This window comes from Pseudomonas citronellolis (assembly GCF_900112375.1).
GTDB lineage: Bacteria > Pseudomonadota > Gammaproteobacteria > Pseudomonadales > Pseudomonadaceae > Pseudomonas > Pseudomonas citronellolis.
Window position 1 is genome coordinate 1 of record NZ_FOLS01000010.1, and the last position, 26619, is coordinate 26619.

General features: G+C 65.5%; 18 protein-coding genes and 1 pseudogene. 8 read left to right on the plus strand and 11 right to left on the minus strand.

What is annotated here, in order from left to right:
• The 4 genes and pseudogenes from BM060_RS11145 to BM060_RS11155 all read right to left on the minus strand — a co-directional run.
• Positions 1-236, minus strand: a pseudogene (locus BM060_RS11145) (IS4 family transposase); the annotation flags it as partial.
• Positions 237-395: 159 nt separating this feature from the next.
• Positions 396-839: a hypothetical protein gene (locus tag BM060_RS11150; protein WP_074980066.1), complete on the minus strand. Its 444-nt coding sequence runs from the start codon at positions 837-839 to the stop codon at positions 396-398.
• Between the two features lie 153 nt (positions 840-992).
• Positions 993-1460, minus strand: a complete 468-nt coding sequence (locus BM060_RS32325; RefSeq protein ID WP_135500013.1) for a Cdi1I family immunity protein — start codon at positions 1458-1460, stop codon at positions 993-995.
• A 6-nt stretch (positions 1461-1466) separates the two neighbouring features.
• Positions 1467-9458: a two-partner secretion domain-containing protein gene (locus BM060_RS11155; RefSeq protein WP_074980069.1), complete on the minus strand. Its 7992-nt coding sequence runs from the start codon at positions 9456-9458 to the stop codon at positions 1467-1469.
• Between the two features lie 191 nt (positions 9459-9649).
• Here BM060_RS11155 and BM060_RS11160 point away from each other — a divergent pair, with 191 nt between their 5' ends.
• Positions 9650-10297 (plus strand): DUF746 domain-containing protein, encoded by a 648-nt coding sequence (locus BM060_RS11160; protein WP_074980072.1) that lies wholly within the window; start codon positions 9650-9652, stop codon positions 10295-10297.
• Between the two features lie 53 nt (positions 10298-10350).
• Here BM060_RS11160 and typA read toward each other — a convergent pair whose 3' ends face one another.
• Both typA and thiI read right to left on the minus strand, forming a co-directional pair.
• On the minus strand, positions 10351-12171 hold the full coding sequence (gene typA / locus BM060_RS11165) for a translational GTPase TypA (protein ID WP_009613807.1): 1821 nt from the start codon (positions 12169-12171) through the stop codon (positions 10351-10353).
• A 132-nt stretch (positions 12172-12303) separates the two neighbouring features.
• Entirely contained in the window at positions 12304-13791 is a 1488-nt protein-coding gene (gene thiI, locus BM060_RS11170) for a tRNA uracil 4-sulfurtransferase ThiI (RefSeq protein WP_074980075.1), read from the minus strand.
• Positions 13792-14122: 331 nt separating this feature from the next.
• Here thiI and glnA point away from each other — a divergent pair, with 331 nt between their 5' ends.
• A complete protein-coding gene (gene glnA / locus BM060_RS11180; protein WP_074980078.1) occupies positions 14123-15532 on the plus strand; it encodes a glutamate--ammonia ligase in 1410 nt (469 codons plus the stop codon).
• Between the two features lie 564 nt (positions 15533-16096).
• Positions 16097-18319: a mechanosensitive ion channel family protein gene (locus tag BM060_RS11185; RefSeq protein WP_074980081.1), complete on the plus strand. Its 2223-nt coding sequence runs from the start codon at positions 16097-16099 to the stop codon at positions 18317-18319.
• A 15-nt stretch (positions 18320-18334) separates the two neighbouring features.
• On the opposite strand, the gene BM060_RS11190 is transcribed toward BM060_RS11185, so the two are convergent.
• A complete protein-coding gene (locus BM060_RS11190; RefSeq protein WP_074980084.1) occupies positions 18335-19105 on the minus strand; it encodes a bactofilin family protein in 771 nt (256 codons plus the stop codon).
• Between the two features lie 335 nt (positions 19106-19440).
• Here BM060_RS11190 and BM060_RS11195 point away from each other — a divergent pair, with 335 nt between their 5' ends.
• The 4 genes from BM060_RS11195 (at position 19441) to ntrC (ending at position 23280) form a co-directional block, all read left to right on the plus strand.
• Positions 19441-19986, plus strand: coding sequence for a DUF4124 domain-containing protein (locus BM060_RS11195; protein ID WP_074980086.1), 546 nt, complete (start codon positions 19441-19443; stop codon positions 19984-19986).
• Positions 19986-20540 carry a DUF4124 domain-containing protein gene (locus tag BM060_RS11200; RefSeq protein ID WP_074980089.1) on the plus strand — a complete coding sequence of 185 codons (555 nt, stop codon included), beginning with the start codon at positions 19986-19988 and terminating at the stop codon, positions 20538-20540. Before BM060_RS11195 ends, BM060_RS11200 begins: the two co-directional genes overlap by 1 nt.
• Positions 20541-20770: 230 nt before the next feature.
• Positions 20771-21853 (plus strand): nitrogen regulation protein NR(II), encoded by a 1083-nt coding sequence (glnL, locus tag BM060_RS11205; protein ID WP_074980092.1) that lies wholly within the window; start codon positions 20771-20773, stop codon positions 21851-21853.
• Positions 21850-23280, plus strand: a complete 1431-nt coding sequence (ntrC, locus tag BM060_RS11210; RefSeq protein ID WP_074980095.1) for a two-component system response regulator NtrC — start codon at positions 21850-21852, stop codon at positions 23278-23280. Before glnL ends, ntrC begins: the two co-directional genes overlap by 4 nt.
• Positions 23281-23669: 389 nt before the next feature.
• Here ntrC and trmL read toward each other — a convergent pair whose 3' ends face one another.
• The gene (gene trmL / locus BM060_RS11215; RefSeq protein WP_074980097.1) at positions 23670-24131 is read right to left on the minus strand and encodes a tRNA (uridine(34)/cytosine(34)/5-carboxymethylaminomethyluridine(34)-2'-O)-methyltransferase TrmL; all 462 of its coding nucleotides are present in this window, start codon (positions 24129-24131) and stop codon (positions 23670-23672) included.
• Positions 24132-24207: 76 nt separating this feature from the next.
• On the opposite strand from trmL, the gene BM060_RS11220 reads away from it, so the two are divergent.
• Positions 24208-24579, plus strand: a complete 372-nt coding sequence (locus BM060_RS11220; RefSeq protein WP_135500011.1) for a hypothetical protein — start codon at positions 24208-24210, stop codon at positions 24577-24579.
• A 717-nt stretch (positions 24580-25296) separates the two neighbouring features.
• Here BM060_RS11220 and secB read toward each other — a convergent pair.
• Genes secB through BM060_RS11235 form a run of 3 tightly spaced genes read right to left on the minus strand, consistent with a single transcriptional unit; the run spans position 25297 to position 26501 of the window.
• Complete coding sequence (gene secB / locus BM060_RS11225; protein WP_009613819.1) at positions 25297-25782, minus strand: protein-export chaperone SecB; 486 nt, start codon at positions 25780-25782, stop codon at positions 25297-25299.
• A gap of 40 nt (positions 25783-25822) precedes the next feature.
• Complete coding sequence (grxC, locus tag BM060_RS11230; protein ID WP_009613820.1) at positions 25823-26077, minus strand: glutaredoxin 3; 255 nt, start codon at positions 26075-26077, stop codon at positions 25823-25825.
• 1 nt (position 26078) lies between these two features.
• Positions 26079-26501, minus strand: coding sequence for a rhodanese-like domain-containing protein (locus BM060_RS11235; protein WP_058070782.1), 423 nt, complete (start codon positions 26499-26501; stop codon positions 26079-26081).
• Positions 26502-26619: the final 118 nt, after the last annotated feature.

The window sequence follows — 26619 nt, forward strand, 5'->3', positions numbered from 1 at the left end:
ATCTCATTGACCGCCTTCTGGCAGGAACGGTCGGCACTCAAGGCCTGGGCCATGAACATGGACAACGTCTCTGTCGGCGGGAACAAGCGCTCCCGATGAAACGGCAGCAACGACTCGACATGCTCGAATAATTCAGGGCCGGTTAGCAGGTTGAAGAAGGCGTAAGCGTCCGTATTCGATGTATGCCGACGGGCGCGCTGCTGTTGATGAATGACGGCTTGGCGCCTAGGATTCATCTGGGCTGCTCCTTGGGCTCGGTGTGTGTTCGCAACCATCACCGTAGACCAAGAGCAGCCTTTCTTTTCTGAATCAATCGCTTAGCGCTTAAGTAAGTGCCATTCAAATCTGTCCCCTTTTCGGCCCCTCTCTTTTTCGACCCAGTGAAATCGTGAAATTTATCTTACCCAGCAAACTGTGTCTCCATCTATGTACCCAAGGCCTTCAAGTACTCCAGATATCTCCGGCAACCCAGGGAGAGAGTCTGAGACATAAGAGAGGGGCAAAGCACTTCTCAACTCCTTGGCCTTCTCCGGATACTCCTCCCATGATGGTTTAGCTATCCCAGCCCAAAACGAAACAGCAGTATCATCCTCAAGAAGCACTACGGGCTTTAAATACTCTACTTTCCCACTACCATCCCAATATAAATATCCAGAATACCTATATCCATCCCCCTCAAAACTGGCCCGAACAATCAACTGAAAGTCAGTGCAGCACTCCATATCCAAAAGAGGCCGCACAGTAAGCTCATCCTCTACAGTGTCATCCATAGGAAAGAACCAAACCCCATAACAAGCAAGATCATTAATAGTCAACTCATAAACCTGCTTGTCAAACATACCCAACTCTACTTAATCAGATATTTAATTGACCCATAAGAATGGAAAAGATTTATTTCCCGCACTCCAATCCTGCCCAGCCAACCAACTTTAGAGCAGGAGAAATAAATCTGCCCTCTTTTGGGCATTACTCCAACCCACCATAGAAACCAACTAGCCCAAAGGCCCCAAAACATCACCAGTAAAGTACCGAGTATCAATGTCTATGGCCGGTTCTAAACCACCATAAAAACCTACCATATTAATTTTTTTCGAGAGCCCATCCGCGTATATCTGCATAACACGCATCAGACCTCCAATATCAAAAAGCCGAGTATCGTCAAAAGACAATTCAACATCTATGCCATTCGCATATTTGATCACTCTTAAAAAAACAAAGGGCAGACATATTTCATTCGATACATTAAATTTATAAAGCCGCCCAGTCAGACATATATCTCCTTCATAAGAAACAATTCCATCAATCAATTTCTTGTCGATCTCAGCCAATAGAATATCCCCAAGGCTCTCCGAGACACCCAGATCAGAAAGCACTTCAGAACTCACCTCTATAGCATTCAAAAGCTCAAGCAAATCACCTACCGCAACTTGCTGAAAAACAACTTCATAAGACTCAGTCATAAGCTATTAGTCAATAAAACCTTTGAAAGTTCCATCCATGTTCAATCGAACACCACGGCCATCAGGTAGTCGTTTTTCCATGAAGGCAAGCCCTTTATCTGTCGTAACTTTTTTGAAATCTCCTGGGGCCCGTGTGATTTCACGCAAATGTTTCATTGCCTGATCGTTCCACGTACTCATTGCTCCTGTAGTCTTACCCCAGATATCTGGGTTTCTACCGGCATGCTTAGACAGTGCATGGCCGACTATAGTACTGCCCTTGTAAGGAACTTGAGCAGACTCAAGGACAGTCTTAATTTCACCAAAAGACGCACTCCCAGCCTCTTTTGCAATATTAGTTAAATCATCCCCAAACTTCTTCCCCAGCGCCTCAATGACCTCGGCACTGACCTTCTCCGTCACCTTGACGGCACCACCCACCTTGCCAGTCGGAGTGGGGTATCCCAGGTCTATGACGACCTGCCCCCAGTCAAGCCCGTGCTCCAGGGGTGTGTCGGGGAGGAATATCTCGGATCGGACGTTCGGGTCTCGGCGCAGCGTGTAGTACGCAAAGGCCAGGGTGTCCTTATCCAGGCTCTGGACCGCCTTTTCATCCTTGGCCGCCAATGCCCGCAGCGCGTCGAGCGCTTGCTGTTGATCGACGCTCTTACCCTGGCTCGGACAAGCAGGATCGACCTCGCAGCGTTGCTGGGCCTCTTCGATAGCTGTCTGGGCTTTCTCTTCGTGCAGCGTGTAGTTGTACTGCGTAGCGTTCTGCGCCACCCAGGCCCCGGTCTGCAGGCTTTGCGCATCGGCGCCATCCAGGGTCGAGGCCGCCAGCAGGCCAACCAGTTGGGAGGTCATGTCGAGCAGGAACTTGTCGCCGCCCACCCAGGTGTCGAGCTGGTCCACCAGGGCTTCGTTGGCACCCGCCGCCAGGGCACCGGTCTTGAAGTCGCCGCCGCTGGCCTCGGCCAGCAGGCCGCCGACCATGGCGTGGATCATCACCTTCTGGATGCTGCCGTCGGCGTAGACGCCCTTCGTGTAGTCGCCCACGGCGTTGAAGCTGACGGCGGCCAGGGTATTGAGCAGGGTGCTCTGCAGGGCATCGCCCAGGTCGCCGCCCTGCCCCATGATCCGGCCCAGCGCCAATGCCGTGCCGTTCTGCAGCCCCTGGCTGGCGGCGAATTGGCCGATGCCCTTGAGGGAGCCCAGGTCGATGGTGATCTTGCCGGTGATGTCGCTGGGGGCGCCGGTCCAGTCGTTGAAGTAGCCCTGGGTCAGGCCGGCGGTGATGCCGGAGATGGCATAGCCCTTGAGGGCATCGCTTGAGGTGATGTCCTGCCAGACCGCGCCGAGGTCGCCGCGGTTGTTCACCAGACTGATCGAGGCGTTGATCGCGGCCCCCGAGGCAATGGCCGCGCCACCGGCGGCGACGGCGCCGCCGCCCATGGCTTTCAGGGCGGCCGGCCCGACGTAGGCGGCCATCACGATGGCGATGGCCAACTGCGCCCCCACGCCCAGCCCCGAGCTGCTGTAGCTGAAGGAGTCGTGCACCTCCTTGACGCGGTTCCAATCCACGTCCCCGCGCTGTTCGGCTTCCTTCAACCAGGCCAGGTTGGGATCGGCCTGCACCATGGCGTCGATGGTCTGCCCGACGCTCTTCTGGTCGATGTGCTTGATGTCGATCTTCAGGCCTTCCACCGCCTTGATCGCCAGTTCGCCCTGGGCGATCAGTTGGCTCTGGCGCAGGGTCTCGTCGGTCTGGCCCTTGCCCTTGGCGGACTGCCAGGCCAGGTTGCCCTTGCTCTTCTCGTGGCTTTCCTGGTGTAGGTCCTTGACCGCTTCGAAGGTCACCGAGCCACCGCTGAGGAGGGTGATGTCGTTGCCGCTTTCGAGCTTCGCGCCCTGGTATTTCTGGTCGCCGCCGCTGAGCAGGGTGATGTCGGAGCCGGCGCTGATCTGGCTGCCCACCGCCTTCACGTCGGTGACTTCGTCGCGCTGGGTCTTCTTGCTGCCGAAGCCGCCCTTTTTCTCCTCGCTGTACAGGGCGTAGTCGCTGTCGTAGTCCGCCAGCAGTTCCAGCTTGTCGCCGGCCACCAGGTAGGCTTCGTTGCCCGCGCTGATCTGGCTGGCCACCAGGGTGAGGTTCTGCCCCGCGCTGACGACCACGTCCCCGCCCGCGCTCAGGCTGGCGCCCTGTTGCCGCACCTGGTCGGCCTGCTGCTCGACCTTCTTGCCGCCGCCCTTGTACTTCGTCTGGCTATGGTCTTCGTTCGCCGCCGAGGCGAGGGTGACGTCGCGGCCGGCGCCCAGGGCGATGTCGCCCTTGGCGTCGATGTGGCTGGCGATGACACTGAGGTCGCGGCCGGCGCTGGCATCGAGGTTGCCACCGATGCTGATGTCGCTGGCGTGCTGGGTGGTGCTGGCGAGGCTGCCCTGCATGCGCCGGCTGTGGAAATCGGCGCTGTCGGTTTCCCCGGCAGCCTCCAGGCGCAGGTCGCGCCCGGCCTGCAGGTGGACGTCGCCGCCGGCCTGGATCGCGCTGCCTACGCTGAGCAGGTCGCGCCCGGCGTTGATCGCCAGGTTGCCGCTGGCTTCGATGCGGGCGGCGGCGTTGGCGATTTCCTTGTGGATGCGGTCGTTGCCGGCGCTGAGGTCGAGGGTGGTGAGGCTGCGTTCGTTGATCACGTCGCCGGTCAGCGCGGTGAGGCTGACGTCGCGCCCCTTGAGGATGCCACCGGCGGTGTTGCGGATGCTCTCGGTGGCCAGCAGGTCGAGGCGCTTGCCCGCTTCGATCAGGCCGCTGTTGCCGATGTTCGCCGCGCTGGCGCCGAGGTCGCCGCTGGCGCGCAGGGTGCCGGCGTTGTTCAGTGCGCCGCCGCTGATCAGGCTCAGGTTCTGGCCCTGGATCAGCGCGCCGTTGGGCGCCAGGCGGTTGTCGGCCTGGGCCAGGTAGAGCACCGGCACCAGTACCTTTTCGCCGTTCACCACGGCCTCTTCCAGCCAGACGATGTCGTGGGTCAGCGCCGCCACCTGTTCGGCAGTGAGGCCCACACCTACTGTCAGGTTGAGGCTGTCCTTGTAGGCGATGGCGTTGTCCATCAGGTACTTGAACAGCGCCTCGTCGCTGGCCATGCCGTCGATGAAGCGCTGGCCGGTGCGGGCCACCAGCGCCTGCTGGATCAGGCGCTGTTCGTAGAGGCCGTCGCCCAGGCGCTTCTGCGCCTGGTCCGGGTCGTAGCCGAGCAGGCCCAGCAGGTAGTCGGAGCTGAGGAAGCTCTTCAGGCTGGTCAGCTCGGGGTTGGTCTCGATCAGGTACTTGTGGCTGTTGCCCGGCGCGGCGTTGCCCGGCACGCCCTGGACGCGGGAAAGCCCCAGGCCGAGGCCGGCGAGATCGGGCCCGTTCTGGGCGCCGGCGCTGGCGTCCTGGCCGCTGAGGCGGAACAGGCCGTTGCTGCCGCTGGGCAGGCTGAAACCAGGAAGCTCCAGTGGGTTGACCTGCTGCTGCGCCAGGTCCGGCGGCAGCTGCGAGGTGATGGCGAACTGGCCGGTGGCGGCGCCGGTGGCCGTGCTCACGTCGCGCGGGTCGATGCTCTGGGCGCCGGCGTCGCGGCGCACCACGCTGTTGTCGAATTGCTCGCTGGCGATGATGCTGACGTTGCCCGCGGCCTGGATCACCGCGCTGGCCGCCGGGGTGCCGGACACCTGCACCTCGGAGATCATGAGGTTGTGGAAGTTGTGTTCCGGGTAGCCGCCGGACTCCAGCACCTGCTGGCGGCTCAGGGCGCCGGGGTCGTAGTCCGGCGAGTTGGGGTCGTTGTAGCGGTTGTAGAGTTCCTGGTTGCTGCGGAACGTCCAGTAGTAGGCGTCGGTGCGGGTGTAGAAGGCCCCGTCCAGGTGCCGCTCCACGCCGCCGGCCGCGCCCTGGTTGCGGAAGCGGGCGGCCTGGATGTCGATGTCGCCGCCCGAGGCGATGCTGCTGTAGAGGTTGGCGAAGGCGCCGCCGCGGAAGACGAAGTCGCCGCCGGCAGTGATCGTCGCCTGGGGCGAGTCCTGGGTGATGACGTCCTCGTAGCGCTCCCAGGACTGGAACCGGAATTCGCAGCCCTTGCCGTCGCACATGTCGTCGGCATACATACGGATGTTGCCGGCGATGATGCGCTGGCCGATGCGGAAGTCGTCGCCACGGCGGTTGTCGAAGTCTTGCGCCAGCAGGGTCAGGGCGCCGGCGCTTTCGATGCTGCCGGAGACGTTCTCGACCTTGGCCGCCCAGCCGTTCTGGTCGTTGGCGGCGATGTGCAGGTTGCCGAGGCTGTAGAGGTCGCCGGCGCGGTTGCTGAGGGTGCCGACCCGCAGCGCCATGTCGCCGCCGCTGAACAGCAGCCCGCCCTGGTTGAGCAGGTTGCCGGCCTCCACGCGCAGCCCGGCGGCGCTGCCGAGGCTGCCAAAGTTGTCGAGGCTGGCGACGCGCACGCCGAGGTCGCCGGCGGAGCTGATGCGGCCGTGGTTGCTCAGGCCGTTGGCGTTGACGCTGGCCGCGCTGCCGCCGGCGATGCTGGCGGCGGTGCCGAGTTCGATCTGGTTCGCCCCAAGGCTCAGCTCGCCCAGGCTGGTGAGGCGCCCGGCGCCACTGTAGGTGCCGCTCAGGTTCAGGCTCAGGCCGGCGTCGCTGGCGATCAGCCCGTCGTTGCGCCAGTGGCCACCGCTGCCGCCAAGGCCCTGCACGGCCAGCAGTTGGCCGTCGCTGCCGAGCTGCAGACGGTCGACGTTGAGGGTGAGCTGGCGGGCCTGCAGGCTGCTGTTCAGGGTCCAGTCGGGCGCGTTGATGTCCAGCGCGGACTGGGTGATGAAGTGGCCGCCGGCCTGGCCGAGTTGCCCCAGGTCGACGAGGAACTGGCCGTTGCCGGCGTGCAACACGGTGCCGCCGGCGTTGTGCAGGGCGCCGCCGCTCAGTTGCAGGGTGTCGGCGGCGGTTTCCAGGGTGCCCTGGCGATTGTCGAGCAGGCCGCGGGTGGCGATCCGCGTGCTGCCGCTCTGGCCCAGGGCGCGCAGGCGGCCCTGGGCGTTGCTCAGGCTGGCGGCGTCGAGGCTCAGCCAGTCGCCGGCTTCGATCAGGCCGCCGTCGTTGTTCAGGGCGCCCCGCAGGCTGAAGTCGATGCCTTTCGCGCCGACCTTGCCGTTGCCGTTGAGGAAGTCGCCGGCGGCGAGGGTCAGCTGGTTGCCCGCGTAGAGACCACCGTCGCGGTTGTCCAGGGCTGCGCCGCCGGTGTCGATCTTGGCCTGGCCGGCGGTGGCGGCGAGATGCCCTTGTCCATTGCCGATACCGCCGCTGGCCCTGGCGTCCAGGTCCACGCCCTGGGCCACGCCGGCATCGTTGCCGAAGTAGCCGGTGACGATCCTGAGCAGGCCCAGGGCGGCATTAAGGACGCCGCCGCTGTTGTCGATGCTCGCGGCGCCCAGGTCGAGCCTGCCGCCGTCGCTCTGGATGCGGCCCCTGGCATTGTTCAACGCACCGCTCAGGGCGAGGTTGGCGTCGCCCTGGCTGGAAACCTGCCCCTGCTGGTTGTCGAGGCCGGCGGCGCGCAGGCTGAGGCTGTCGCCGCTGTGGACGAGGCCGTCGTTGCCGTTGAGCAGGCGGCCGCCGAGCGCCTCGATGCGCAACGCGCCCTGGCTGGCCAGGGTGCCGCGGTCGCGGTTGTCCAGGCCGCCCTGGCCGAGGATCAGCTCGAGGGTGGACTGGCTGGACAGCTGGCCGCCACGGTTGTCCAGGCTGGCGGCCTTGAGCAGCAGACCGGCGCCGCTGCTCAGGCGGGCGTTGTTGGCGTTGATGAGCGCGCCGCTCAGCGTCGCCTCCAGGGCCCCCTGGCTGAGCAGTTGGCCGCCGCTGTTGTCCAGGCTGCGGCCCTTGAGCAGCAGGCTGCCGGCGCTGATCTGCCCACCCTGGTTGAGCAGCCGGGTGGCGGCGTGGCTGAAGTCGAGCCGGCGCTGGGCGTCGATCAGGCCGGCGTCGCGGTTGTCGAGGGTGTCGGCGATGGCGAGTTCGACGTTGCCCTCGGCGGAGACGATGCCGCCGCGGTTGTCCAGGCTGGCCGCGCTGATCCGCTGGTCCCCCTGGCTGACCAGGGCGCCCTGGCTGGCGTTGTTCAGTGCGCCGGCGAGGCTGACGGCGAGCGCGCCGGCCTTGCTGGAGAGGGTGCCGCCCTGGCTGTTGTCCAGGCTGCCGCCGCCGACGCTCAGCCCCTGCCAGCCGGACAGCAGGCCCAGGCCGGCGTTGAGCAGCCGGTCGGCCTGCAGGTCGAGCCGTCCGGCGCTGATGATGTGGCCGCTGTCGCGGTTGTCCAGCAGCCGGGCGCCGAGGGCGAAGCTCTGTTGACTGGAGATTTCGCCGCCACGGTTATCCACCGTGCCCAGTTGCTTGAAGCGCAGGGTGCCGGCGCTGAGCAGCCCGCCCTGGCTGTTGTCCAGGTCGCCGCCCTGCAGGTCGAGGCCGAGCGCGCCGTTGCCCAGCAGGCGCCCGCCGCGCAGGCTCAGTTGCCGGGTGCGGATGTCGGCATCGGCCTGGGTGGAGATTTCGCCCTGGCTGCTGTCGATGTGCTGCGCCGCCAGCGTGAGGTTGCCGGCGCTGTGGATGAGGCCGTCGGCGCTGTTGTCCAGCTTGCCGGCGAGGTTGGCGTGCAGGGTGCCGCGGCTGGTGAGGGTGCCCTGGCCGCTGTTGTCCAGGCTGGCCAGGTCCAGGCGCAGGCTCTGTTCGGCGGCGAACAGGCCGAGGCGGTTGTCCAGGGCACCGCCGTTGATGTGGATGTGCTGGCCGCCGATCTGGCCGTTGCGATTGTCGAGCACGGCGGCGCGAGCCTGCAGCTGGCGCGTGGCGATCAGGCTGCCGCTATTGCGCAGGCTCTGCGCGTCGATAGCCACGTCGCCGCGGGCGTTGCGGCTGTTGTCGGCATTGACGCCGGCCTCGATCACGCCGCTGTTGCTGAGCTGGTTCGCCGTCAGTTCGAGGGTCGAACCCGCCGCCAGGCTCTGCGCATTGCTCAGCGCCCCGCTGGCCTGCACGCTGGCACTGCCCCCGGCATAGGCCGGGCCGTTCAGTGCCACGTCCTGGCCCTTCAGAGCCAGGTCCCCGCTGGCCGCCACCTGGGCCAGCTGCAGCTTGCCGTTGGCGTCGATGCGGATGTCGCCCGCGCTGGCCGCCATGTTGCCGGCCAGTCTCACGCCCACGCCCTGTTCGGTGCCGACCAGGCGGATGGTGTTGGCGTACATGCCGCCCAGGGCCGAGCTGTCGATGGCCAGTTGCGGCTTGGCGCTGCCGTCGCCGGGCTTGGCGGTGGCGGCGAGACTTTCCGCATCCACCGTGTTGCGCCCGGCCACCACGGTGAGCTGCTTGGCGTACAGGTCGGCGTTGAGCTTGGCGCTGCGGGTGATCAGCTCGAACTGGTCGAGGTTGCTGGCGTTGAGCCCGGCGCCTTCGATGGCGATTTCACCGCCATCCACGTCGAAGCCCTGCAGACGCTCGCCGGCCAGGATCGGTTTACCGGTGCTGAGGGTGGCGCGCGGAGTGTTGATGAAGCCGCAGCCGTTGCAGGTGATGCCGTGGGGGTTGGCGACGATGACGTGGGCGCCCTGCCCGGCCACTTCGGTGTAGCCCTTGAGTTGCGAGGGATTGGCCCCGGTGACTTCGTTGAGGATCTTCTGCGCCGCCTGGCCCTTGAGGTTGGGGTTGCCGAGGATGATCCCGCCCAGTTGGGTGCTGGCGGTCTTGCCGGTGGCGTTGTTGAGGATCAGGCCCTGCTGGCCGACGTTGTAGTCGCTGAATTTATTGTGCGAGAGGCCGCTGCCGTTGGGCGTGGCGATGTTGACGATGGGCACGCCGTTGCCCGCCGCGCCGATCTGCGTGTTGCCGCCGGCGGCCGCATCCACCGCCAACTGGGCGGCGGTCGCGATTATGGGCTCGAGGAACAGGATGCCGGCCAGGGCGCTGGCGATGGCTTGATAGAGGGGGCGGCGGATGTCCATATCGGGGGGCTCGCGCGGGGTAATCGTTGACCCGGCGGACTCTATTCCCCTACTCGGCATGGGGCCTTGAGGAGTTCCAGCCTCCTTGCGTAGGCCTTTTCCGAACTATGCCCAGTCACCCACGGAGCACATTCACAAGGTGCCGGCGCCGCAGCTCAAATAGCGCTCCGATGTCACGCAAAGCCCGCCCCATGCCCCGCCGCCAACTCGACCACGCCTTGCCCATCCTCGACCGTGGCCAGGACATCCCCCGGCACGAAGACCCCGCACTGACCGCCTTCCTGCAACGGCACATCGACGAAGTCCTGTCCAAGGACCCAACACCGCCGCCCTGCCATCACTGCGGTAGCCACCAGGTGGTGTTGCGCTACCGGGGCAGGCCGCCGAACGGCATTCCCTATTTCAATTGCCGGCACTGCGGCAAGGGCTTCAACCGGCGTACCGGTACGGCGCTGCAGAGCTTCCTGCGCTGCGACAAGCTGGAGGCGTTCCTGCCCCTGCTGTCGCAACAACGCTCGATAGCCAATGCCAGCGAACGGCTGGGGGTGTCGCACAGGATGCTGTCCCGCTGGGTCAGGGCGTTCCGCCAGTGGCTGCTGAGGCTCGACCCCAGCGGCGAATGGGAGGCGAAGGTCAAGCTGGGCATGCGGCCCGAACTGCCCGCCCTGAAATGCCCACGCTGCGGTAACCACGAGCACTTTTTCCGCATGGGCTTCGTCGACGGCCGGCACCAGGGCAAGCGGATGTTTCAGTGCAAGGCTTGCCGGCGCTGCGTGAGCGAGCCGGACGAGCATTTCAGGATGCGCATCGCAAGCCGGGCAGGCGCCACGGAAAAATGAAAAAGGCCCCGCCGGATCGCTCCGGCGGGGCCTTCTTCATGCTGCGGTCGGGATCAGACCTTGGCGCGTTCGTAGCGCTTGCGGTCGTTCTCGTTCAGCAGTTTCTTGCGCAGGCGGATGGACTTCGGCGTCACTTCCACCAGCTCGTCGTCGGCGATGAATTCCAGCGCCTGCTCCAGGGTGAAGCGGATCGGCGGAACCAGGGCGATGACTTCGTCCTTGCCGGACGCGCGCATGTTGTCGAGCTTCTTGCCCTTGGTGGGGTTGATCACCAGGTCGTTGTCGCGGCTGTTGATGCCGGCCAGTTGGCCTTCGTAGATCTCGTCGCCCGGGCCGAGGAACAGCTTGCCGCGGCTCTGCAGGGTTTCCAGCGAGTAGGTCAGCGCGGTGCCGGTGGCCATGGAGACCAGCACGCCGTTCTGGCGGTTGCTGACTTCGCCGGCCTTGATCGGGCCGTAGTGGCTGAAGGTCGAGGTCAGGATGCCGGTGCCCGAGGTCAGGGTCAGGAAGTTGTTGCGGAAGCCGATCAGGCCGCGCGCCGGGATGGTGTATTCCAGGCGCACGCGGCCCTTGCCGTCGGGGATCATGTTGCTCAGATCGCCCTTGCGCAGGCCCATCTGTTCCATCACCGAGCCCTGGTGCTGCTCTTCGATGTCGATGGTGACGTTCTCGTAGGGCTCCTGCTTCTCGCCGGCCTCGTTCTCGATGATCACCACTTCCGGACGGCCCACGGCCATCTCGAAGCCTTCGCGGCGCATGGTTTCGATCAGCACGGACAGGTGCAGCTCGCCACGGCCGGAGACCTTGAATTTCTCCGGGCTGTCGCCTTGCTCGACGCGCAGGGCCACGTTGTGCAGCAGTTCCTTCTCCAGGCGCTCCTTGATGTTGCGGCTGGTGACGAACTTGCCTTCCTTGCCGGCGAACGGCGAGTCGTTGACCTGGAAGGTCATGCTCACGGTCGGCTGGTCGACGGTCAGCGGCGGCAGGGCCTCGACGTTCTGCGGATCGCACAAGGTGTCGGAGATGAACAGTTCTTCCATGCCCGAGACGCAGACGATGTCGCCGGCTTCGGCTTCCGGCACTTCGACGCGCTGCAGGCCGGAGTGGCCCATGATCTTCAGGATGCGGCCGTTGCGCTTGCTGCCGTCGTCGCTGACCGCCACCACCGGGGTGTTGGACTTGACCTTGCCGCGGGTGATGCGGCCGATGCCGATCACGCCGAGGAAGCTGTTGTAGTCCAGCTGCGAGATCTGCATCTGGAACGGGCCGTCGACGTCGACCACCGGGGCCGGGACGTGGTCGATGATCGCCTGGAACAGGGCGTCCATGTTGTCGTCCATCTTCTCGTGGTCCATGCCGGCGATGCCGTTCAGGGCGCTGGCGTAGACGATCGGGAAGTCGAGCTGCTCATCGGTGGCGCCGAGGTTGTCGAACAGGTCGAAGATCTGGTCGATGACCCAGTCCGGACGCGCGCCGGGGCGGTCGATCTTGTTGACCACGACGATCGGGCGCAGGCCGGCCTTGAAGGCCTTCTGGGTCACGAAGCGGGTCTGCGGCATGGGGCCGTCCTGGGCGTCGACCACCAGCAGCACGGAGTCGACCATGCTCATCACGCGCTCCACCTCGCCACCGAAGTCGGCGTGGCCGGGGGTGTCGACGATGTTGATGTTGTAGCCGTTCCACTTGATCGCGGTGTTCTTCGCCAGGATGGTGATGCCGCGTTCCTTTTCCTGGTCGTTGGAGTCCATCACGCGCTCGGACTCCGCTTCTTTGCGGTCGAGGGTGCCGGACAGCTTCAGCAGCTTGTCCACCAGGGTGGTCTTGCCATGGTCGACGTGGGCGATGATGGCGATGTTGCGGAGATTTTCGATCACGGTGTCTGTCTCGATAAAGAAAGCTTCAGGCTGCAGGCGTCAGGCTGCAGGCGATTTGTGCAAATCCGGTTACAGGGTCGGGAGGCCGCAGTTGCTGCGGCTCCACCGCATTGCGGGTCGGTCGGGCGCCTATCACTGCCTGCCGCCTGCCGCCTGCGGCCTGTCGCCTGCAGGTCGATAGACCCGCACATTGGTGTGCCCTTCGTTGACCAGGTGGTGGGCGTGCAGGCGGCTCATCACGCCCTTGTCGCAGTACAGGAGGTACTGGCGGTTGGGGTCCAGTTCCTTGAACTTGCTGTTGATCGCGTAGAACGGCATGGCCAGCACTTCGATGCCTTCCAGCACCAGGGGTTCGTCTTCCAGGGCGTCGGGGTGGCGGATGTCGACCACGATCTGGCCGGGGAGCACTTCGCCGACCATTTCCACCGGCAGGTCCTTGCCCAGCTCGTCGATGACGCGGTCGACGGTCATCTGCGTGGCGCGCTCCAGGGCGCGGTCGAGCACGGCCATGTCGAACTTGGTCTCTTCGTGCTCGACGCGGTAGGGCTTGGCCTGGGTGGTCGGGTTCACCGAGATCACGCCGCAGTACTCGGGCATGTGCTTGGCGAACTCGGCGGTGCCGATCCTGGTCGCGGTGTCGATGATGTCCTGCTTGTGGCTGACGATCAGCGGGCGCAGCACCAGGGTGTCGGTCACCCGGTCGATCACCGAGAGGTTCGGCAGCGTTTGGCTGGACACCTGGGAGATCGACTCGCCGGTGACCAGCGCGTGCAGCTCCAGGCGCTCGGCCACGCGGCTGGCGGCGCGCAGCATCATGCGCTTGAGGGTCACGCCCATGTAGCTGTCGTCGACCTTGGTGAGAATCTCGCCGACCACTTCCTCGAAGGGCACGCTGACGAACAGCACGCGCTGCGAGCGGCCGAACTTCTCCCACAGGTAGTGGGCCACTTCCATCACGCCCAGCTCGTGGGCGCGGCCGCCGAGGTTGAAGAACACGAAGTGGCTGATCAGGCCGCGGCGCATCATCTGGTAGGCCGCCACGGTGGAGTCGAAGCCGCCGGACATCAGCACCAGCACCTGCTCCAGGGCGCCCAGCGGGTAGCCGCCCAGGCCCTCGTGCTGGGCGTGGATGACGTACAGGCGGTCGTGGCGGATTTCCACGCGCACCTGCACTTCCGGGTTCTTCAGCGATACCCCGGCCGCGCCGCAGTGCTGGCGCAGGCCGCCGCCGACGTAGCGTTCCACGTCTATGGAGGTGAAGGCGTGCTTGCCGGCGCGCTTGCAGCGCATGGAGAAGACCTTGCCCGGCAGCAGGTGGCCGAAGTGCTGCTTGCACTTCTCGAGGATGTCGTCGAAGTCGCCCAGCGGGTATTCGTGCACTTCCAGGAAGTGGCCGATGCCCGGCACGCAGGTCAGGCGCTCGATCATCTCGCGCAGCGCCTTGGCGTCGGTCACCCGGGTTTCCACTTCAAGATTGTCCCACTCGCCCTCGACCAGCAGCGCCGGGTCCAGGTCGCGCAGCACGGTGCGGATGTTCTTCGCGAGCTGGCGGATGAAGCGCTTGCGCACCGGCCGGCTCTTGATGGTGATTTCCTGGAAGACCTTGACGATGAGTTTCATGCGGGACAGGCGCGAACGCGAAAGGACGAAAAAAAGGGGCGGAATTATACCCGAAATTGCTCAAGACTTGAGCAGTCGGGCGCAGATTCTTTTTAGTGCACCAAAATGGACGCACGCACCATTGCGTAGCACCAAATCGGTGCAACAATTCCGTCATTCGCGCCAGCTACCGTACGCAAAGCCCTGTAGCGCGGGGCTCTGTCCAAAATCGGGCACTGGCACGCTACTTGCTCTCTTGTGAGGCAGGTTGCCCTGGCGGAGTATTCCGGCCGGCATCACCCGATACTGGGGCACAGAAAGCTCCCAGCTCTAATCCCTCCTGGAGGACAGCATGTCGTACAAGTCGCACCAACTGATCAAAGACCATGACGTGAAGTGGGTAGACCTGCGCTTCACCGATACCAAAGGCAAGCAGCAGCACGTCACCATGCCGGCCCGCGACGCGCTGGACGATGACTTCTTCGAAGCCGGCAAGATGTTCGACGGCTCCTCCATCGCCGGCTGGAAAGGCATCGAAGCCTCCGACATGATCCTGCTGCCGGACGACAGCACCGCCGTGCTGGACCCGTTCACCGAAGAGCCGACCCTGATCCTGGTGTGCGACATCATCGAGCCGAGCACCATGCAAGGCTACGAGCGCGACCCGCGCAACATCGCCAAGCGCGCCGAGGAATACCTGAAGTCCACCGGCATCGGCGACACCGTCTTCGTCGGCCCGGAGCCGGAGTTCTTCATCTTCGACGAAGTGAAGTTCAAGTCCGACATCTCCGGCTCGATGTTCAAGATCTTCTCCGAGCAGGCTTCCTGGAACACCGACGCCGACATCGAGTCGGGCAACAAGGGCCACCGTCCGGGCGTGAAGGGCGGCTACTTCCCGGTACCGCCGGTCGACCACGACCACGAAATCCGTACCGCCATGTGCAACGCCCTGGAAGAAATGGGCCTGGTGGTCGAAGTTCACCACCACGAAGTCGCCACCGCCGGCCAGAACGAAATCGGTGTGAAGTTCAACACCCTGGTGGCCAAGGCCGACGAAGTCCAGACCCTGAAGTACTGCGTGCACAACGTCGCCGACGCCTACGGCAAGACCGTGACCTTCATGCCGAAGCCGCTGTACGGCGACAACGGCTCGGGCATGCACGTGCACATGTCCATCTCCAAGGATGGCAAGAACACCTTCGCTGGCGAAGGCTATGCCGGCCTGTCCGACACCGCCCTGTACTTCATCGGCGGCATCATCAAGCACGGCAAGGCCCTGAACGGCTTCACCAACCCGTCGACCAACTCCTACAAGCGTCTGGTCCCGGGCTTCGAAGCCCCGGTCATGCTGGCCTACTCGGCCCGCAACCGTTCCGCCTCGATCCGTATCCCCTACGTCTCCAGCCCGAAAGCCCGCCGCATCGAAGCGCGCTTCCCGGACCCGGCTGCCAACCCCTACCTGGCCTTCGCCGCGCTGCTGATGGCCGGCCTGGACGGCATCCAGAACAAGATCCACCCCGGCGACGCCGCCGACAAGAACCTGTACGACCTGCCGCCGGAAGAGGCGAAGGAAATCCCGCAGGTTTGCGGCAGCCTGAAAGAGGCGCTGGAAGAACTCGACAAGGGCCGCGCGTTCCTGACCAAGGGCGGCGTGTTCACCGACGAGTTCATCGACGCCTACATCGAGCTGAAGTCCGAGGAAGAAATCAAGGTGCGCACCTTCGTGCACCCGCTGGAATACGACCTGTACTACAGCGTCTGATCCACGAATACCTATAAGTAGCGGCAACATTAAGGCCTCCTTCGGGAGGCCTTTTTTATTGTTGGTGCCCCGGACTGTCGCTTTTCGTAGGAGCGAGCTTGCTCGCGAAGGAGTTCTGTCGGCGGGGACTGTGCGCATCCTGAAGAACGCCCTCTCCCTAACCCTCTCCCTGAAGGGAGAGGGGACCGTTGGGCAGAGCTGGATGTTCTGGAGTTAGCCGGCTTGTACCGAGTACCCGGCTGACACCATATCCTTTCTCGGCACGGACAAGCCCCCTCTCCCTTCAGGGCGGGGCACGCAGCCGAGGGCTGGGGAGAGGGAACGGCGTCAAACCGAAACACCCAGCCCACCTGCCCCCCCCCTTCGCGAGCAAGCTCGCTCCTACAGTTCCAGGGAAGCATGGCTTTTCGTAGGATGGCGTTGAGCGAAGCGATACCCATCACCACGGTAGCATGGGTATCGCAAGCTCAACCCATCCTACGAAGAGCGCCTCGGCGCAAGACAGTTGCTCCTACAAAGCGAGCACCTCCCCTCCAATTCGGCTCAGCCCCCGGCATCTGTATGATGTGCCGAGTTTCGCCTGCTCCGGAGTACCCGTTCGTGACCGATCTTCTTCGCCGCTTCCTGCTGCTGTGCTGCCTCAGCCTGGGCCCGCTCCTCGCCGGGCCGGCGTCCGCCGCGCTGCCGAGCATCCCCGGCGTGACCGGGAGCGATGCCAAGGTCAGCGACGCCCAGTTGCAGCAGTCGCTGGACCAGGTGATCAAGACTCTGGAGAACGACCAGCAGCGCAGCGACCTGCTGAAGAAGCTCAAGCAGCTGCGCGACGCCACCAAGAAGGGCGCGGAGGACCAGAGCGGCGTGCTCGGCCTGCTCGGCGACACCCTGGGCAGCCTGGAGAAGCGCTTCGAAGGCGCCAACAGCCCGACGCTGCGCTGGAGCGGCCTGTTCCAGCAGGCCGGCGTGGAGCTGCAGGAGCGCACGCCGTCCTGGCAGGAATGGCCGGGGATGATCCTCGACTTCTCCCTGGTGATCCTCCTCTGGGCCTGCCTGGCCCTGGGCCTGCGCTGGCTGGCGCGGCGCATGCGCGAGCGCTTCGGCCTGGCCGACGAGCTGCCGCAGCACCCCAAGACCCGCGACCTGCTGCTGTTCGCCCTGCGCAAGCTGGGGCCCTGGCTGGTGGCCTTCCTGATCACCGTGTACCTCTCCGTGGTGCTGCCCAGCTCCCTGGGCAAGCTGCTGGCCATGGTGATCGCCTACGTGCTGGTGTGCGGCACGCTGTTCTCCGCGCTCTGCGTGATCTCCCTGTCGCTGCTCGGCGGCCCGCACCGCACGCGCGCCCTGGACATCCTGCGGCGCCGCGCCTTCCGCCCGCTGTGGCTGATCGGCAGCCTGGCCGCCCTGGGCGAGGTGATGCACGACCCGCGGGTGACCGACAGCCTCGGGCAGAACATCGCGCTGACCGTGGGCTCGCTGGCGAACATCTGCGCCGCGCTGTTCACCGCCCTGTTCGTGCTGCAGTTCCGCCGGCCCATCGCCCACCTGATCCGCAACCAGCCGCTGGAGCGCCGCCTCAAGCGCCGCAGCCTGCACGAGCTGGTGGAGCTGGTCGGCTCGCTGTGGTACGTGCCGGTCCTGCTGCTGGTGGGCATCTCGCTGTTCGCCACCGTGGTCACCGCCGGCGACAGCAGCTATGCCCTGCGCCGGGCCCTGCTGTGCGCGCTGATCGCGGTGGTGGCGATGACCGTCAACGGCCTGATCCGCCGCGCCCACCTGCGCTCGGCGCAACGCAGCAGCCGGCGCAGCGCACCCTACATCGAGCAGTTGCAGAACTTCGGCTACACCCTGCTGCACCTGGCCACCCTGCTGGTGTTCCTGGAGGTGGGCCTGCGCGTCTGGGGCATGTCGCTGATCGGCTTCGCCGAGGGCGACGGCTCGCAGATCAGCCTCAAGCTGATCAGCTTCGGCAGTACCCTGCTGGTGGCCTGGCTGATCTGGATTCTCACCGACACCGCGGTGCAGCACAGCCTCGGCCTGGGCGGGAAGAACCGCGCCAACACCCGCGCGCTGACCATGCTGCCGCTGATCCGCAACGTGCTGTTCATCACCATCGCGGTGATCGCGCTGATCGTCGCCCTGGCCAACATGGGCATGAACGTCACCCCGCTGCTGGCCGGCGCCGGCGTCATCGGCCTGGCCATCGGCTTCGGCGCGCAGTCGCTGGTGGCCGACCTGATCACCGGGCTGTTCATCATCATCGAGGACTCGCTGTCGATCGACGACTACGTCGACGTCGGCGGCCACCTGGGCACGGTCGAGGGCCTGACCATCCGCACCGTGCGCCTGCGCGACCTGGACGGCGTGGTGCACACCATCCCGTTCAGCGAGATCAAGAGCATCAAGAACTACTCGCGGCAGTTCGGCTACGCCATGTTCCGCTGGCCGGTGCCGGCGAGCATGCCGATCGACGACGCCCTGGCGCTGGTGAAGGAAGTGGCCAGCGAGCTGCGCAACGACCGCACCATCAACCGGGCGATCTGGTCGCCGCTGGAAATGCAGGGCGTCGAGAGCTTCGACAATGGCCAGGCGATCCTTCGCTTCCGCTTCAAGACCGCGCCGATCCGCCAGTGGGAAGTGCAGCGCGCCTTCAACCTGCGCCTGCGCCAGAAGCTGGACAAGGCCGGGCTGGAACTGGCCATGCCGCGCCTGAACGTGCAGCTCTCACGCATGCGCAAGCCGCGCGAGGAAGGCCCGCAGGACCACGCCGAGCCCGCCGACGGGGGCATCTGAGGCCGCCGGCGCGGTTCAGACCGGCTCGCGCGGGGCCTCGGCGCCGGCCCGGGCGTTGACCTGGGCGCCCTTCTCGGCCGTCACCTGGCCATAGACCTTGCAGCCCTCGTTGATCCGCACCCGCTCGGCGTTGATGCTGGTCGGCGAGCCCTGCGCGCCGACCACGCAATCGCGCCCCAGGCTGACGCTGCGCCCGGCGCTCAGCGGCCCGGCGACGCGCGAGCGGCGGCCGACGCGCACCGACCCCCGGGCCAGAATGGCGCCGGCCACTTCCGCGCCTTCGTCCATCCACACGCCACCCTCGACCCGCACCGAGCCGAGCACGCGGGAATAGCGGCCGAGATACAGGTCGCCGCGCACCAGCAGGTCGCCCTCCAGGCAGCCGCCGGCGGCCACGCGGTACTCGCCCTCCTCGACCTGGCGCCGGCCGCTACCGGCAGCGACGATCCCGGTCGGCGTGCGCGAACAGTCGCCGAAGCGGATCTCGCCCGCGCAGATGCGCCAGAACTGCAGCGGCGGGCGGATGCGCACCAGCCCCTCCACCACCAGCGGCCCGTGCAGGCAGCGATCGGCCGGGTGCAGGCCCAGCGGCAGGTAGAGCAGGTTGTTCGGCGCCGTGCTGGCCTGCGGCTTCGGCAACGACGGCGGCTCGGGCAGTTCGCAGGCGTGCCAGGTGGCCGCGGCGGCGCCGGCCGGCACGCTGGCGGTGCTGACGACGGGCAGCGGCAACAGGCGCGGCAAGGCCACCAGCAGCAGGGCGATGAACAGCGGCAGCAGGAGGGTCATGCTCGGCGCCTCCCGCTGAAGGAGCCGGCCCGCAGGCAGCGTGGCGAAGGGATGGACATGGCGTTCACTCCGGGCGCCCCGGCGAAGGGGCGCGCGTACGATTCGGTGCGCCTATCTCAAGCCATGCCCCGGGAAGTACCGTTGACATTTGTCAGAAAACGCAGAGATCAACAACGAAACCACGCTAGATATCAAATAAGTTCGACAAAAGCAGCAGCACTCCGTCGGCTGCGCACTGTTAACTCCCGCGCAAACCCGGCGGCGTGATGGCGTTTCACTTGCCACCCGTCGGCGCCGATGCAAGGCTTAGCCCATTGTCTTCCGGGAGATCACGCATGCGCGTGCCAGTCCTCTGCCTGCTGCTCGCCCTGGCCGTGCCGGCCAGCGCGCAGATCTACAAGTACACCGACGCCAACGGCAAGACGGTATTCACCAACCAGCCGCCCAGCGGCGTGGACGCCAAGCCAGTGGAACTGCCGCCGACCAACACCGTGGGCGCCCAGCAGCCCGGCGCGCCCATGGGCAGCGGCGATGGCGAGCAGCGCCAGGCCCGCTACGCCATCCTGGCCATCACCGGGCTGCCCGACGAGGAGTCCCTGCGCGCCAACGACGGCAACTTCGACATCGAGGTGGCCATCCAGCCGCAACTGGCCATGGGCGACCGCCTGCAACTGCGCCTGGACGGCCAGCCCTACGGCGCGCCCAGCAGCTCCACGCGCTTCAGCCTGAACAACCTCGAACGCGGCGACCACAGCCTCTCGGTGGACGTGGTGCAGGGCGACCGCGTGCTGCAATCCAGTGCGCCGGTCAGCTTCACCCTGCAGCGCATCAGCACCAACAGCCCGGCGCGCGTCAGGCCCATGCCGAGGAGCGGCAACTGATGAAACGCCCGCTGCTGCTCGGCCTGCTTCTGCTGGCGGCGTTCCAGGCCAGCGCCGAGGTCTATACCTACATCGACAAGGACGGCAACCGCGTCTTCACCGACCAGCCCAAGCGCAGCAACGCCCAGCGCCTGAACCTGGCGCCGCCCAACGGCATGCCGAACATGCCCCCGCCACTGTACGCGCCCGCCGCCTCGGCCCTGCCGCCGCAACCGCCGCAATACCAGGTGCTGCGCATCCTGGTGCCCGAGCCCGACGCCACCGTCCGCGCCAACAACGGCGAGCTGATCGTCACCGTCTCCAGCGACCCCAACCTGCTGCCCGGGCACAGCTACCGGCTGTTCCTCGACGGCGTTCCGGTGGGCGAGCCAAGCCGCAGCCCGGTGTTCCCCCTGCACAACCTCGATCGCGGCACTCACCAGCTGTCGGTGGAGATCCTCGACCAGCGCGGCCAGACCCTGGAACAGACGCCCAACCAGCCGTTCCACATGAAGCGCGTATCGGTCGCCGAAAGCGACGCCGGCGAGCGGCCCGCCCTGGCATCGCGCCCCTGAACCCAGCGAATTTTCGCACGCCCTCTTAAGAAGCCTTCCCTGAAGATGCGCACCACATTGGTGCGCGCGCCTGCACCACTTTCTATACTCTCCCCATTTCGGGTCACGCTGACGGCCCGTTTTCCTTGAGGAAATGCCACGAGTCGGCGCAGATCGCGGCCTGGCGCGTCTTCTCGGGGCTTGGTTTGCTTTTTGCATTTTCCTGCCCAACCTTGGAACGCTTGTCCGCCATGCCTACAGAAACCCAGCTCAGACTGTTGCTCGACAACCTCACAACGGCGGTGATCCTGCTCAACGCCGAACTGCGCCTGGAGTACATGAACCCGGCCGCCGAGATGCTCCTGGCGGTCAGCGGCCAACGTAGCCACGGGCAGTTCATCAGCGAGCTGTTCACCGAATCCCAGGAGGCCCTGCAGTCGCTGCGCCAGGCGGTGGAGGAAGCGCACCCGTTCACCAAGCGCGAAGCCACGCTGACCTCGCTCACCGGCCAGAGCATCACCGTCGACTACGCGGTGACGCCCATCCTCAACCGCCGCGAGACCCTGCTGCTGCTGGAAGTGCACCCGCGCGACCGGCTGATGCGCATCACCAAGGAAGAGGCCCAGCTGTCCAAGCAGGAGACCACCAAGCTGCTGGTGCGCGGCCTGGCCCACGAGATCAAGAACCCCCTGGGCGGCATCCGCGGCGCGGCCCAGCTGCTGTCCCGCGAGCTGCCGGACGAAGCGCTCAAGGACTACACCAACGTCATCATCGAGGAAGCCGACCGCCTGCGGAACCTGGTGGACCGCATGCTCGGCTCGAACAAGCTGCCGCAACTGCGGGTAACCAACATCCACGAGGTGCTGGAGCACGTCTGCAGCCTGGTGGGCGCCGAGACCCAGGGCAGCATCCCGCTGATCCGCGACTACGACCCGAGCATTCCCGACCTGCTGCTCGACCGCGAGCAGATGATCCAGGCGGTGCTCAACATCGTGCGCAACGCCATGCAGGCCGTCACCGCGCACAACGAATTGCGCCTGGGCCGCATCACCCTGCGCACCCGCACCCTGCGCCAGTTCACCATCGGCCACACGCGCCACCGCCTGGTGTGCAAGGTGGAAATCATCGACAACGGCCCGGGCATCCCGGCCGAGCTGCAGGACACCATCTTCTACCCCATGGTCAGCGGCCGCCCGGACGGCACCGGGCTGGGCCTGGCCATCACCCAGAACATCATCAGCCAGCACCAGGGGCTGGTCGAATGCGAGAGCCACCCCGGCCACACCGTATTCAGTCTGTTCCTGCCCCTGGAACAAGGAGTGCACCACCCATGAGCCGTTCAGAGACCGTCTGGATCGTCGACGACGACCGCTCCATCCGCTGGGTACTGGAAAAAGCCCTGCAACAGGAAGGCATGACCACCGTCAGCTTCGAGAACGCCGACAGCGTCATCCACCGCCTCGGCCGGCAGCAGCCGGACGTGATCATCTCGGACATCCGCATGCCCGGCTCCAGCGGCCTCGACCTGCTGGCGCAGATCCGCGAGCTGCACCCGCGCCTGCCGGTGATCATCATGACCGCCCATTCGGACCTGGACAGCGCGGTGGCCTCCTACCAGGGCGGCGCCTTCGAATACCTGCCCAAGCCGTTCGACGTCGACGAGGCCGTGTCCCTGGTCAAGCGCGCCAACCAGCACGCCCAGGAGCAGCAAGGCCTGGAGGCGCCGGCCAACCAGGCGCGCACCCCGGAGATCATCGGCGAGGCGCCGGCGATGCAGGAGGTGTTCCGCGCCATCGGCCGCCTCAGCCACTCCAACATCACCGTGCTGATCAACGGCGAGTCGGGCACCGGCAAGGAACTGGTCGCCCACGCCCTGCACCGCCACAGCCCGCGCGCGGCCGAGCCGTTCATCGCGCTGAACATGGCGGCGATCCCCAAGGACCTGATGGAGTCCGAGCTGTTCGGCCACGAGAAGGGCGCCTTCACCGGCGCCGCCGCGCAACGCCGCGGGCGCTTCGAGCAGGCCGACGGCGGCACCCTGTTCCTCGACGAGATCGGAGACATGCCGGCCGACACCCAGACGCGCCTGCTGCGCGTGCTGGCCGACGGCGAGTTCTACCGCGTCGGCGGCCACACCCCGGTGAAGGTCGACGTGCGCATCATCGCCGCGACGCACCAGAACCTGGAAAACCTGGTGCGCGAGGGCAAGTTCCGCGAGGACCTGTTCCACCGCCTGAACGTCATCCGCATCCACATCCCGCGCCTGGCCGACCGCCGCGAGGACATCCCGGCGCTGGCCCGGCACTTCCTCGCCCGCGCCGCGCAAGAGCTGGCGGTGGAGCCCAAGCTGCTCAAGCCCGAGACCGAGGACTACCTGAAGAACCTCGGCTGGCCGGGCAACGTGCGCCAGTTGGAGAACACCTGCCGCTGGATCACGGTGATGGCCTCCGGCCGCGAGGTACACATCGACGACCTGCCGCCGGAGCTGCTGACCCAGCCCCAGGACAGCCTGCCGGCGGCCAACTGGGAGCAGGCCTTGCGCCAGTGGGCCGACCAGGCCCTGGGCCGCGGCCAGTCGAGCCTGCTGGACAGCGCCGTGCCGGCCTTCGAGCGGATCATGATCGAGACCGCCCTCAAGCACACCGCCGGCCGCCGCCGCGACGCCGCCGTGCTGCTGGGCTGGGGACGCAATACCTTGACGCGCAAGATCAAGGAACTGGGCATGAAAGTGGACGGCCCGGACGACGAAGGCGACGACTGAAACGTCAGCGCCTTTCGCAAGGGGCCTTCGGGCCCCTTTTTCGTCCTCACGCGGGGAACAGGGTTATCCACAGCCACATATGGTAAAGGCCTGGCAGAGGGCGAGCCAATCGCGGACGGAGTCCGCTCCTACGCCCGTGCTTCCTGGAACCGTAGGAGCTGACTCCGTCCGCAATTCTCTATCCACACAAACTGTGGATAACCCTGTGCACAGTCCGGGGATCGATCCCCCCGCAGCCCAGGCCCCGCGCCCCTCACAGCCCCGACTGAATTCTGTGCAGGATTTCCCACGTTGCCCACAACCGCTGTGCGCCCACCTGTGGACAACCTTGGGATGAATGGCCACGACGCAGGCCCCACGGGCCCTGCACCGGATCGATCAATCTCTGCTCAGTCCATGGCGAAGCCGAGTTGACGCCAGGCTTCATAGACAGTCACGGCGACCGTGTTGGACAGGTTCAGGCTGCGGCTATCCGGGCGCATCGGCAGGCGCAGGCGCTGCTCCGGCGGTAGCGCGTTGCGCACATCTTCCGGCAGGCCACGGCTTTCCGGGCCGAACAGGAAGGCGTCGCCGCGCTGGTAGGCCACTTCGTGGAAGGCGTGGGAGCCCTTGGTGGTGAAGGCGAACAGGCGCGGGTGGCCGAGCTTCTCCAGGCATTCCTCCAGGCTCGCATAGCGCTGCACCGGGGCATATTCGTGATAATCCAGCCCGGCCCGGCGCAGGCGCTTGTCGTCCAGTTCGAAGCCCAGCGGCTCGATCAGGTGCAGGCTGCAGCCGGAATTGGCGCAGAGCCTGATAATGTTGCCGGTATTGGGTGGAATTTCCGGTTGGAAGAGGATGACGTGGAACATGCAGCGCTCCGGGCCTGAGGACGGCCGGCATTCTACTCCCGCGGCGGCGGATGTGCGGCCCCGGCCGTGGATGCGGGTGTTTTCGGCGCTGGCCATCGGCGGGCTGATGATCGGCCTGATGCTCGGCCGCCTCACCGGGCCCACGCCGGGCGAGCCGCATCTGCTCGCCGTCCAGGCGCAGGATGGCGCCCTGTTGCTGCGCTTCGACCAGAGTGCCAGGGTCGAGGCCGGGCAGATCGAGGGCGCCCTGGCGCTGCGCGTGCGGGCAGCGGGCGCGGCCGCCGAGGGCCAGATGCGCCTGGACGGCCAACCCTTGCGCTGGCGCGTGGAAACCCGGGAGGGAGAACTGTGGATAACCCTGCTCTCCACCCGCCACCTGGGCGGTAGCTGGGACAGCGAGGAGAAGGACGGGGACTGGGTGCTGCGGGTTCATCCGCAATTGCGCTGAGGGGGCCGGCGGCCACCCTCGGGAAGAAAGAAGGGGATTCCCCGGCCTGCCTGAACCGAGGGCCCCGAAAGGGGCGGAGGCCGCATCGCGAACCTCCGGTGTAAAAAGGGGGTTTCCCCGGCCTGCCTGTACCAGGACCCCCGAACCGTTCACGCCTTCCACCGCATCGGGTCGCGGCGGCGCGCCTTGTGTAAAAGTGGGGTTTCCCCAGCCTGCCTGTACCGAGGCCCCCGAAATCGTTATTGGGACTATTGCAGGGGCTGTGCCAGTTTTGCCGACGGGTCGTATTTCCCTCGCGAAACAGCCGCGCAGGCCAGTATTCACGGGGCTTTCAGCGAACTCCCCGGTGAACGTCCAGGCAGAAAAGGCATGGCCGAAATGCCCGCACAGGCTGGCCGAGAAGGCGCCTTGCTAGTGCACGCGCACCAAATTTGAACGCGCAACGATGCTCTTCGTAGGAGCGAGGGGGACGCCTAGTTCTTGCTCGCGAACAAACGTGGTGCCATGCGGTTCGCGAGCAAGCTCGCTCCTACGAAAAGAACAGCCAGCCGGTAATTGTAGGAGCGCGCCCTGCGCGCGAATCGCGGGCAGAGCCCGCTCCTACATTGTTTTCTGGGTTCCCGCGAACGCGGGAACCCAATAGACGCGCGGAAGAACCGCCCTACGCCAGGCAAAAGAAAAGGCGCCCTTGGGCGCCTTTCTTCGCTACGACGGACCTTACTGGACCGAAGGAATCTCGCCGGAAGCCTGCAGGCGGGCGATTTCCTGGGCGTACAGGGCGTCGAAGTTCACCGGCGAGAGCATCAGCGCCGGGAACGAGCCGCGCACCACCAGGCTGTCCAGGGCTTCGCGGGCGTAGGGGAAGAGGATGTTCGGGCAGAAGGCGCCCAGGGTGTGGCTCATGCTGGAAGCGTCCAGGCCCTTGATCAGGAAGATGCCGGCCTGCTGCACTTCGACGATGAAGGCCACGTCGTCCTTGTTCTTCACGGTCACCGAAACGGTCAGCACCACTTCGTAGAAGTCGCCGTCGAGCTGCTTCTGGCGGGTGTTCAGGTCCATGCTGATCGCCGGCTGCCATTCCTGGCGGAAGATTTCCGGAGCCTTCGGCGCTTCGAAGGACAGGTCGCGGATGTAGATGCGCTGCAGGGAGAACTGCGGGCCGTTTTCTTGCTCGTTGGCGCCGTTGCTAGATTGCTCAGTCATTTCAGGACCTTCTTATGGCTCGTTTGCAGTAATAAGGGGATCACGCCGACAGCAGCGCATCCAGCTTGCCCGCGCGCTCCAGCGCGTACAGATCGTCGCAGCCGCCGACGTGGGTGCTGCCGATCCAGATTTGCGGTACCGAGGTGCGGCCGGCCTTGCGGCTCATTTCGGCGCGCAGGTCGGGCTTGCCGTCCACGCCGATCTCCTCGTAGGCCACGCCCTTCTTGTCCAGCAGCGCCTTGGCGCGGATACAGTAGGGGCACCAGGCCGTGGTGTATATCAGAACCGCCTGCATCTCACTTCACCAGGGGCAGGTTGTCGCCGCGCCAGCTGCCGATGCCACCGCCCAGCTTGGCCACGTTGTAGCCGGCCTTCTTCAGCACGCCGCACCAGGTGCCCGAATGCTGGCCCATGGCGTCGACCACGATGATGGTCTTGGCCTTGTGCTTGTCCAGCTCGCTCATGCGGCTGTTCAGCTTGTCGGCGGGGATGTTCAGCGAACCGGAGATGTGGCCGCCGGAGAACTCCTTGCTCGGGCGGATGTCCAGTACGACACCCTGCTCGGCATTGACCAGCGCGGTCAGCTCGCGGGTCGACAGCGCGCGGCCGGCCTTGTTCAGCTCGTGCAGCGCGAGCAGGACCAGGAGCACCACCAGGGCGCCGACCAGCAGGTAGTGATGGGTGGCGAATTCGATCAGACGGGGAAGGAACGACGACATGGCGCAAGGCATCCACAGGTAAAAATGCCGGCCAGTATACACGCGCCCTCCTGACGGCTGAACCCTGCGAATCATGGCGCCCGTCGCCCCCAGACGGTAAAATGCCGATCCTTTTCTG

Bases quoted from the DNA above. Each gene is read 5' to 3' on its own strand.
- grxC (WP_009613820.1), bottom strand. From the start codon at position 26,077: ATGCAGGCGGTTCTGATATACACCACGGCCTGGTGCCCCTACTGTATC.
- secB (WP_009613819.1), bottom strand. From the start codon at position 25,782: ATGACTGAGCAATCTAGCAACGGCGCCAACGAGCAAGAAAACGGCCCG.
- ntrC (WP_074980095.1), top strand. From the start codon at position 21,850: ATGAGCCGTTCAGAGACCGTCTGGATCGTCGACGACGACCGCTCCATC.
- BM060_RS11235 (WP_058070782.1), bottom strand. From the start codon at position 26,501: ATGTCGTCGTTCCTTCCCCGTCTGATCGAATTCGCCACCCATCACTAC.
- BM060_RS11155 (WP_074980069.1), bottom strand. From the start codon at position 9,458: ATGGACATCCGCCGCCCCCTCTATCAAGCCATCGCCAGCGCCCTGGCC.
- glnL (WP_074980092.1), top strand. From the start codon at position 20,771: ATGCCTACAGAAACCCAGCTCAGACTGTTGCTCGACAACCTCACAACG.
- BM060_RS32325 (WP_135500013.1), bottom strand. From the start codon at position 1,460: ATGACTGAGTCTTATGAAGTTGTTTTTCAGCAAGTTGCGGTAGGTGAT.
- BM060_RS11150 (WP_074980066.1), bottom strand. From the start codon at position 839: ATGTTTGACAAGCAGGTTTATGAGTTGACTATTAATGATCTTGCTTGT.
- glnA (WP_074980078.1), top strand. From the start codon at position 14,123: ATGTCGTACAAGTCGCACCAACTGATCAAAGACCATGACGTGAAGTGG.
- thiI (WP_074980075.1), bottom strand. From the start codon at position 13,791: ATGAAACTCATCGTCAAGGTCTTCCAGGAAATCACCATCAAGAGCCGG.
- BM060_RS11190 (WP_074980084.1), bottom strand. From the start codon at position 19,105: ATGACCCTCCTGCTGCCGCTGTTCATCGCCCTGCTGCTGGTGGCCTTG.
- BM060_RS11200 (WP_074980089.1), top strand. From the start codon at position 19,986: ATGAAACGCCCGCTGCTGCTCGGCCTGCTTCTGCTGGCGGCGTTCCAG.
- trmL (WP_074980097.1), bottom strand. From the start codon at position 24,131: ATGTTCCACGTCATCCTCTTCCAACCGGAAATTCCACCCAATACCGGC.
- BM060_RS11185 (WP_074980081.1), top strand. From the start codon at position 16,097: ATGTGCCGAGTTTCGCCTGCTCCGGAGTACCCGTTCGTGACCGATCTT.
- BM060_RS11160 (WP_074980072.1), top strand. From the start codon at position 9,650: ATGCCCCGCCGCCAACTCGACCACGCCTTGCCCATCCTCGACCGTGGC.
- BM060_RS11195 (WP_074980086.1), top strand. From the start codon at position 19,441: ATGCGCGTGCCAGTCCTCTGCCTGCTGCTCGCCCTGGCCGTGCCGGCC.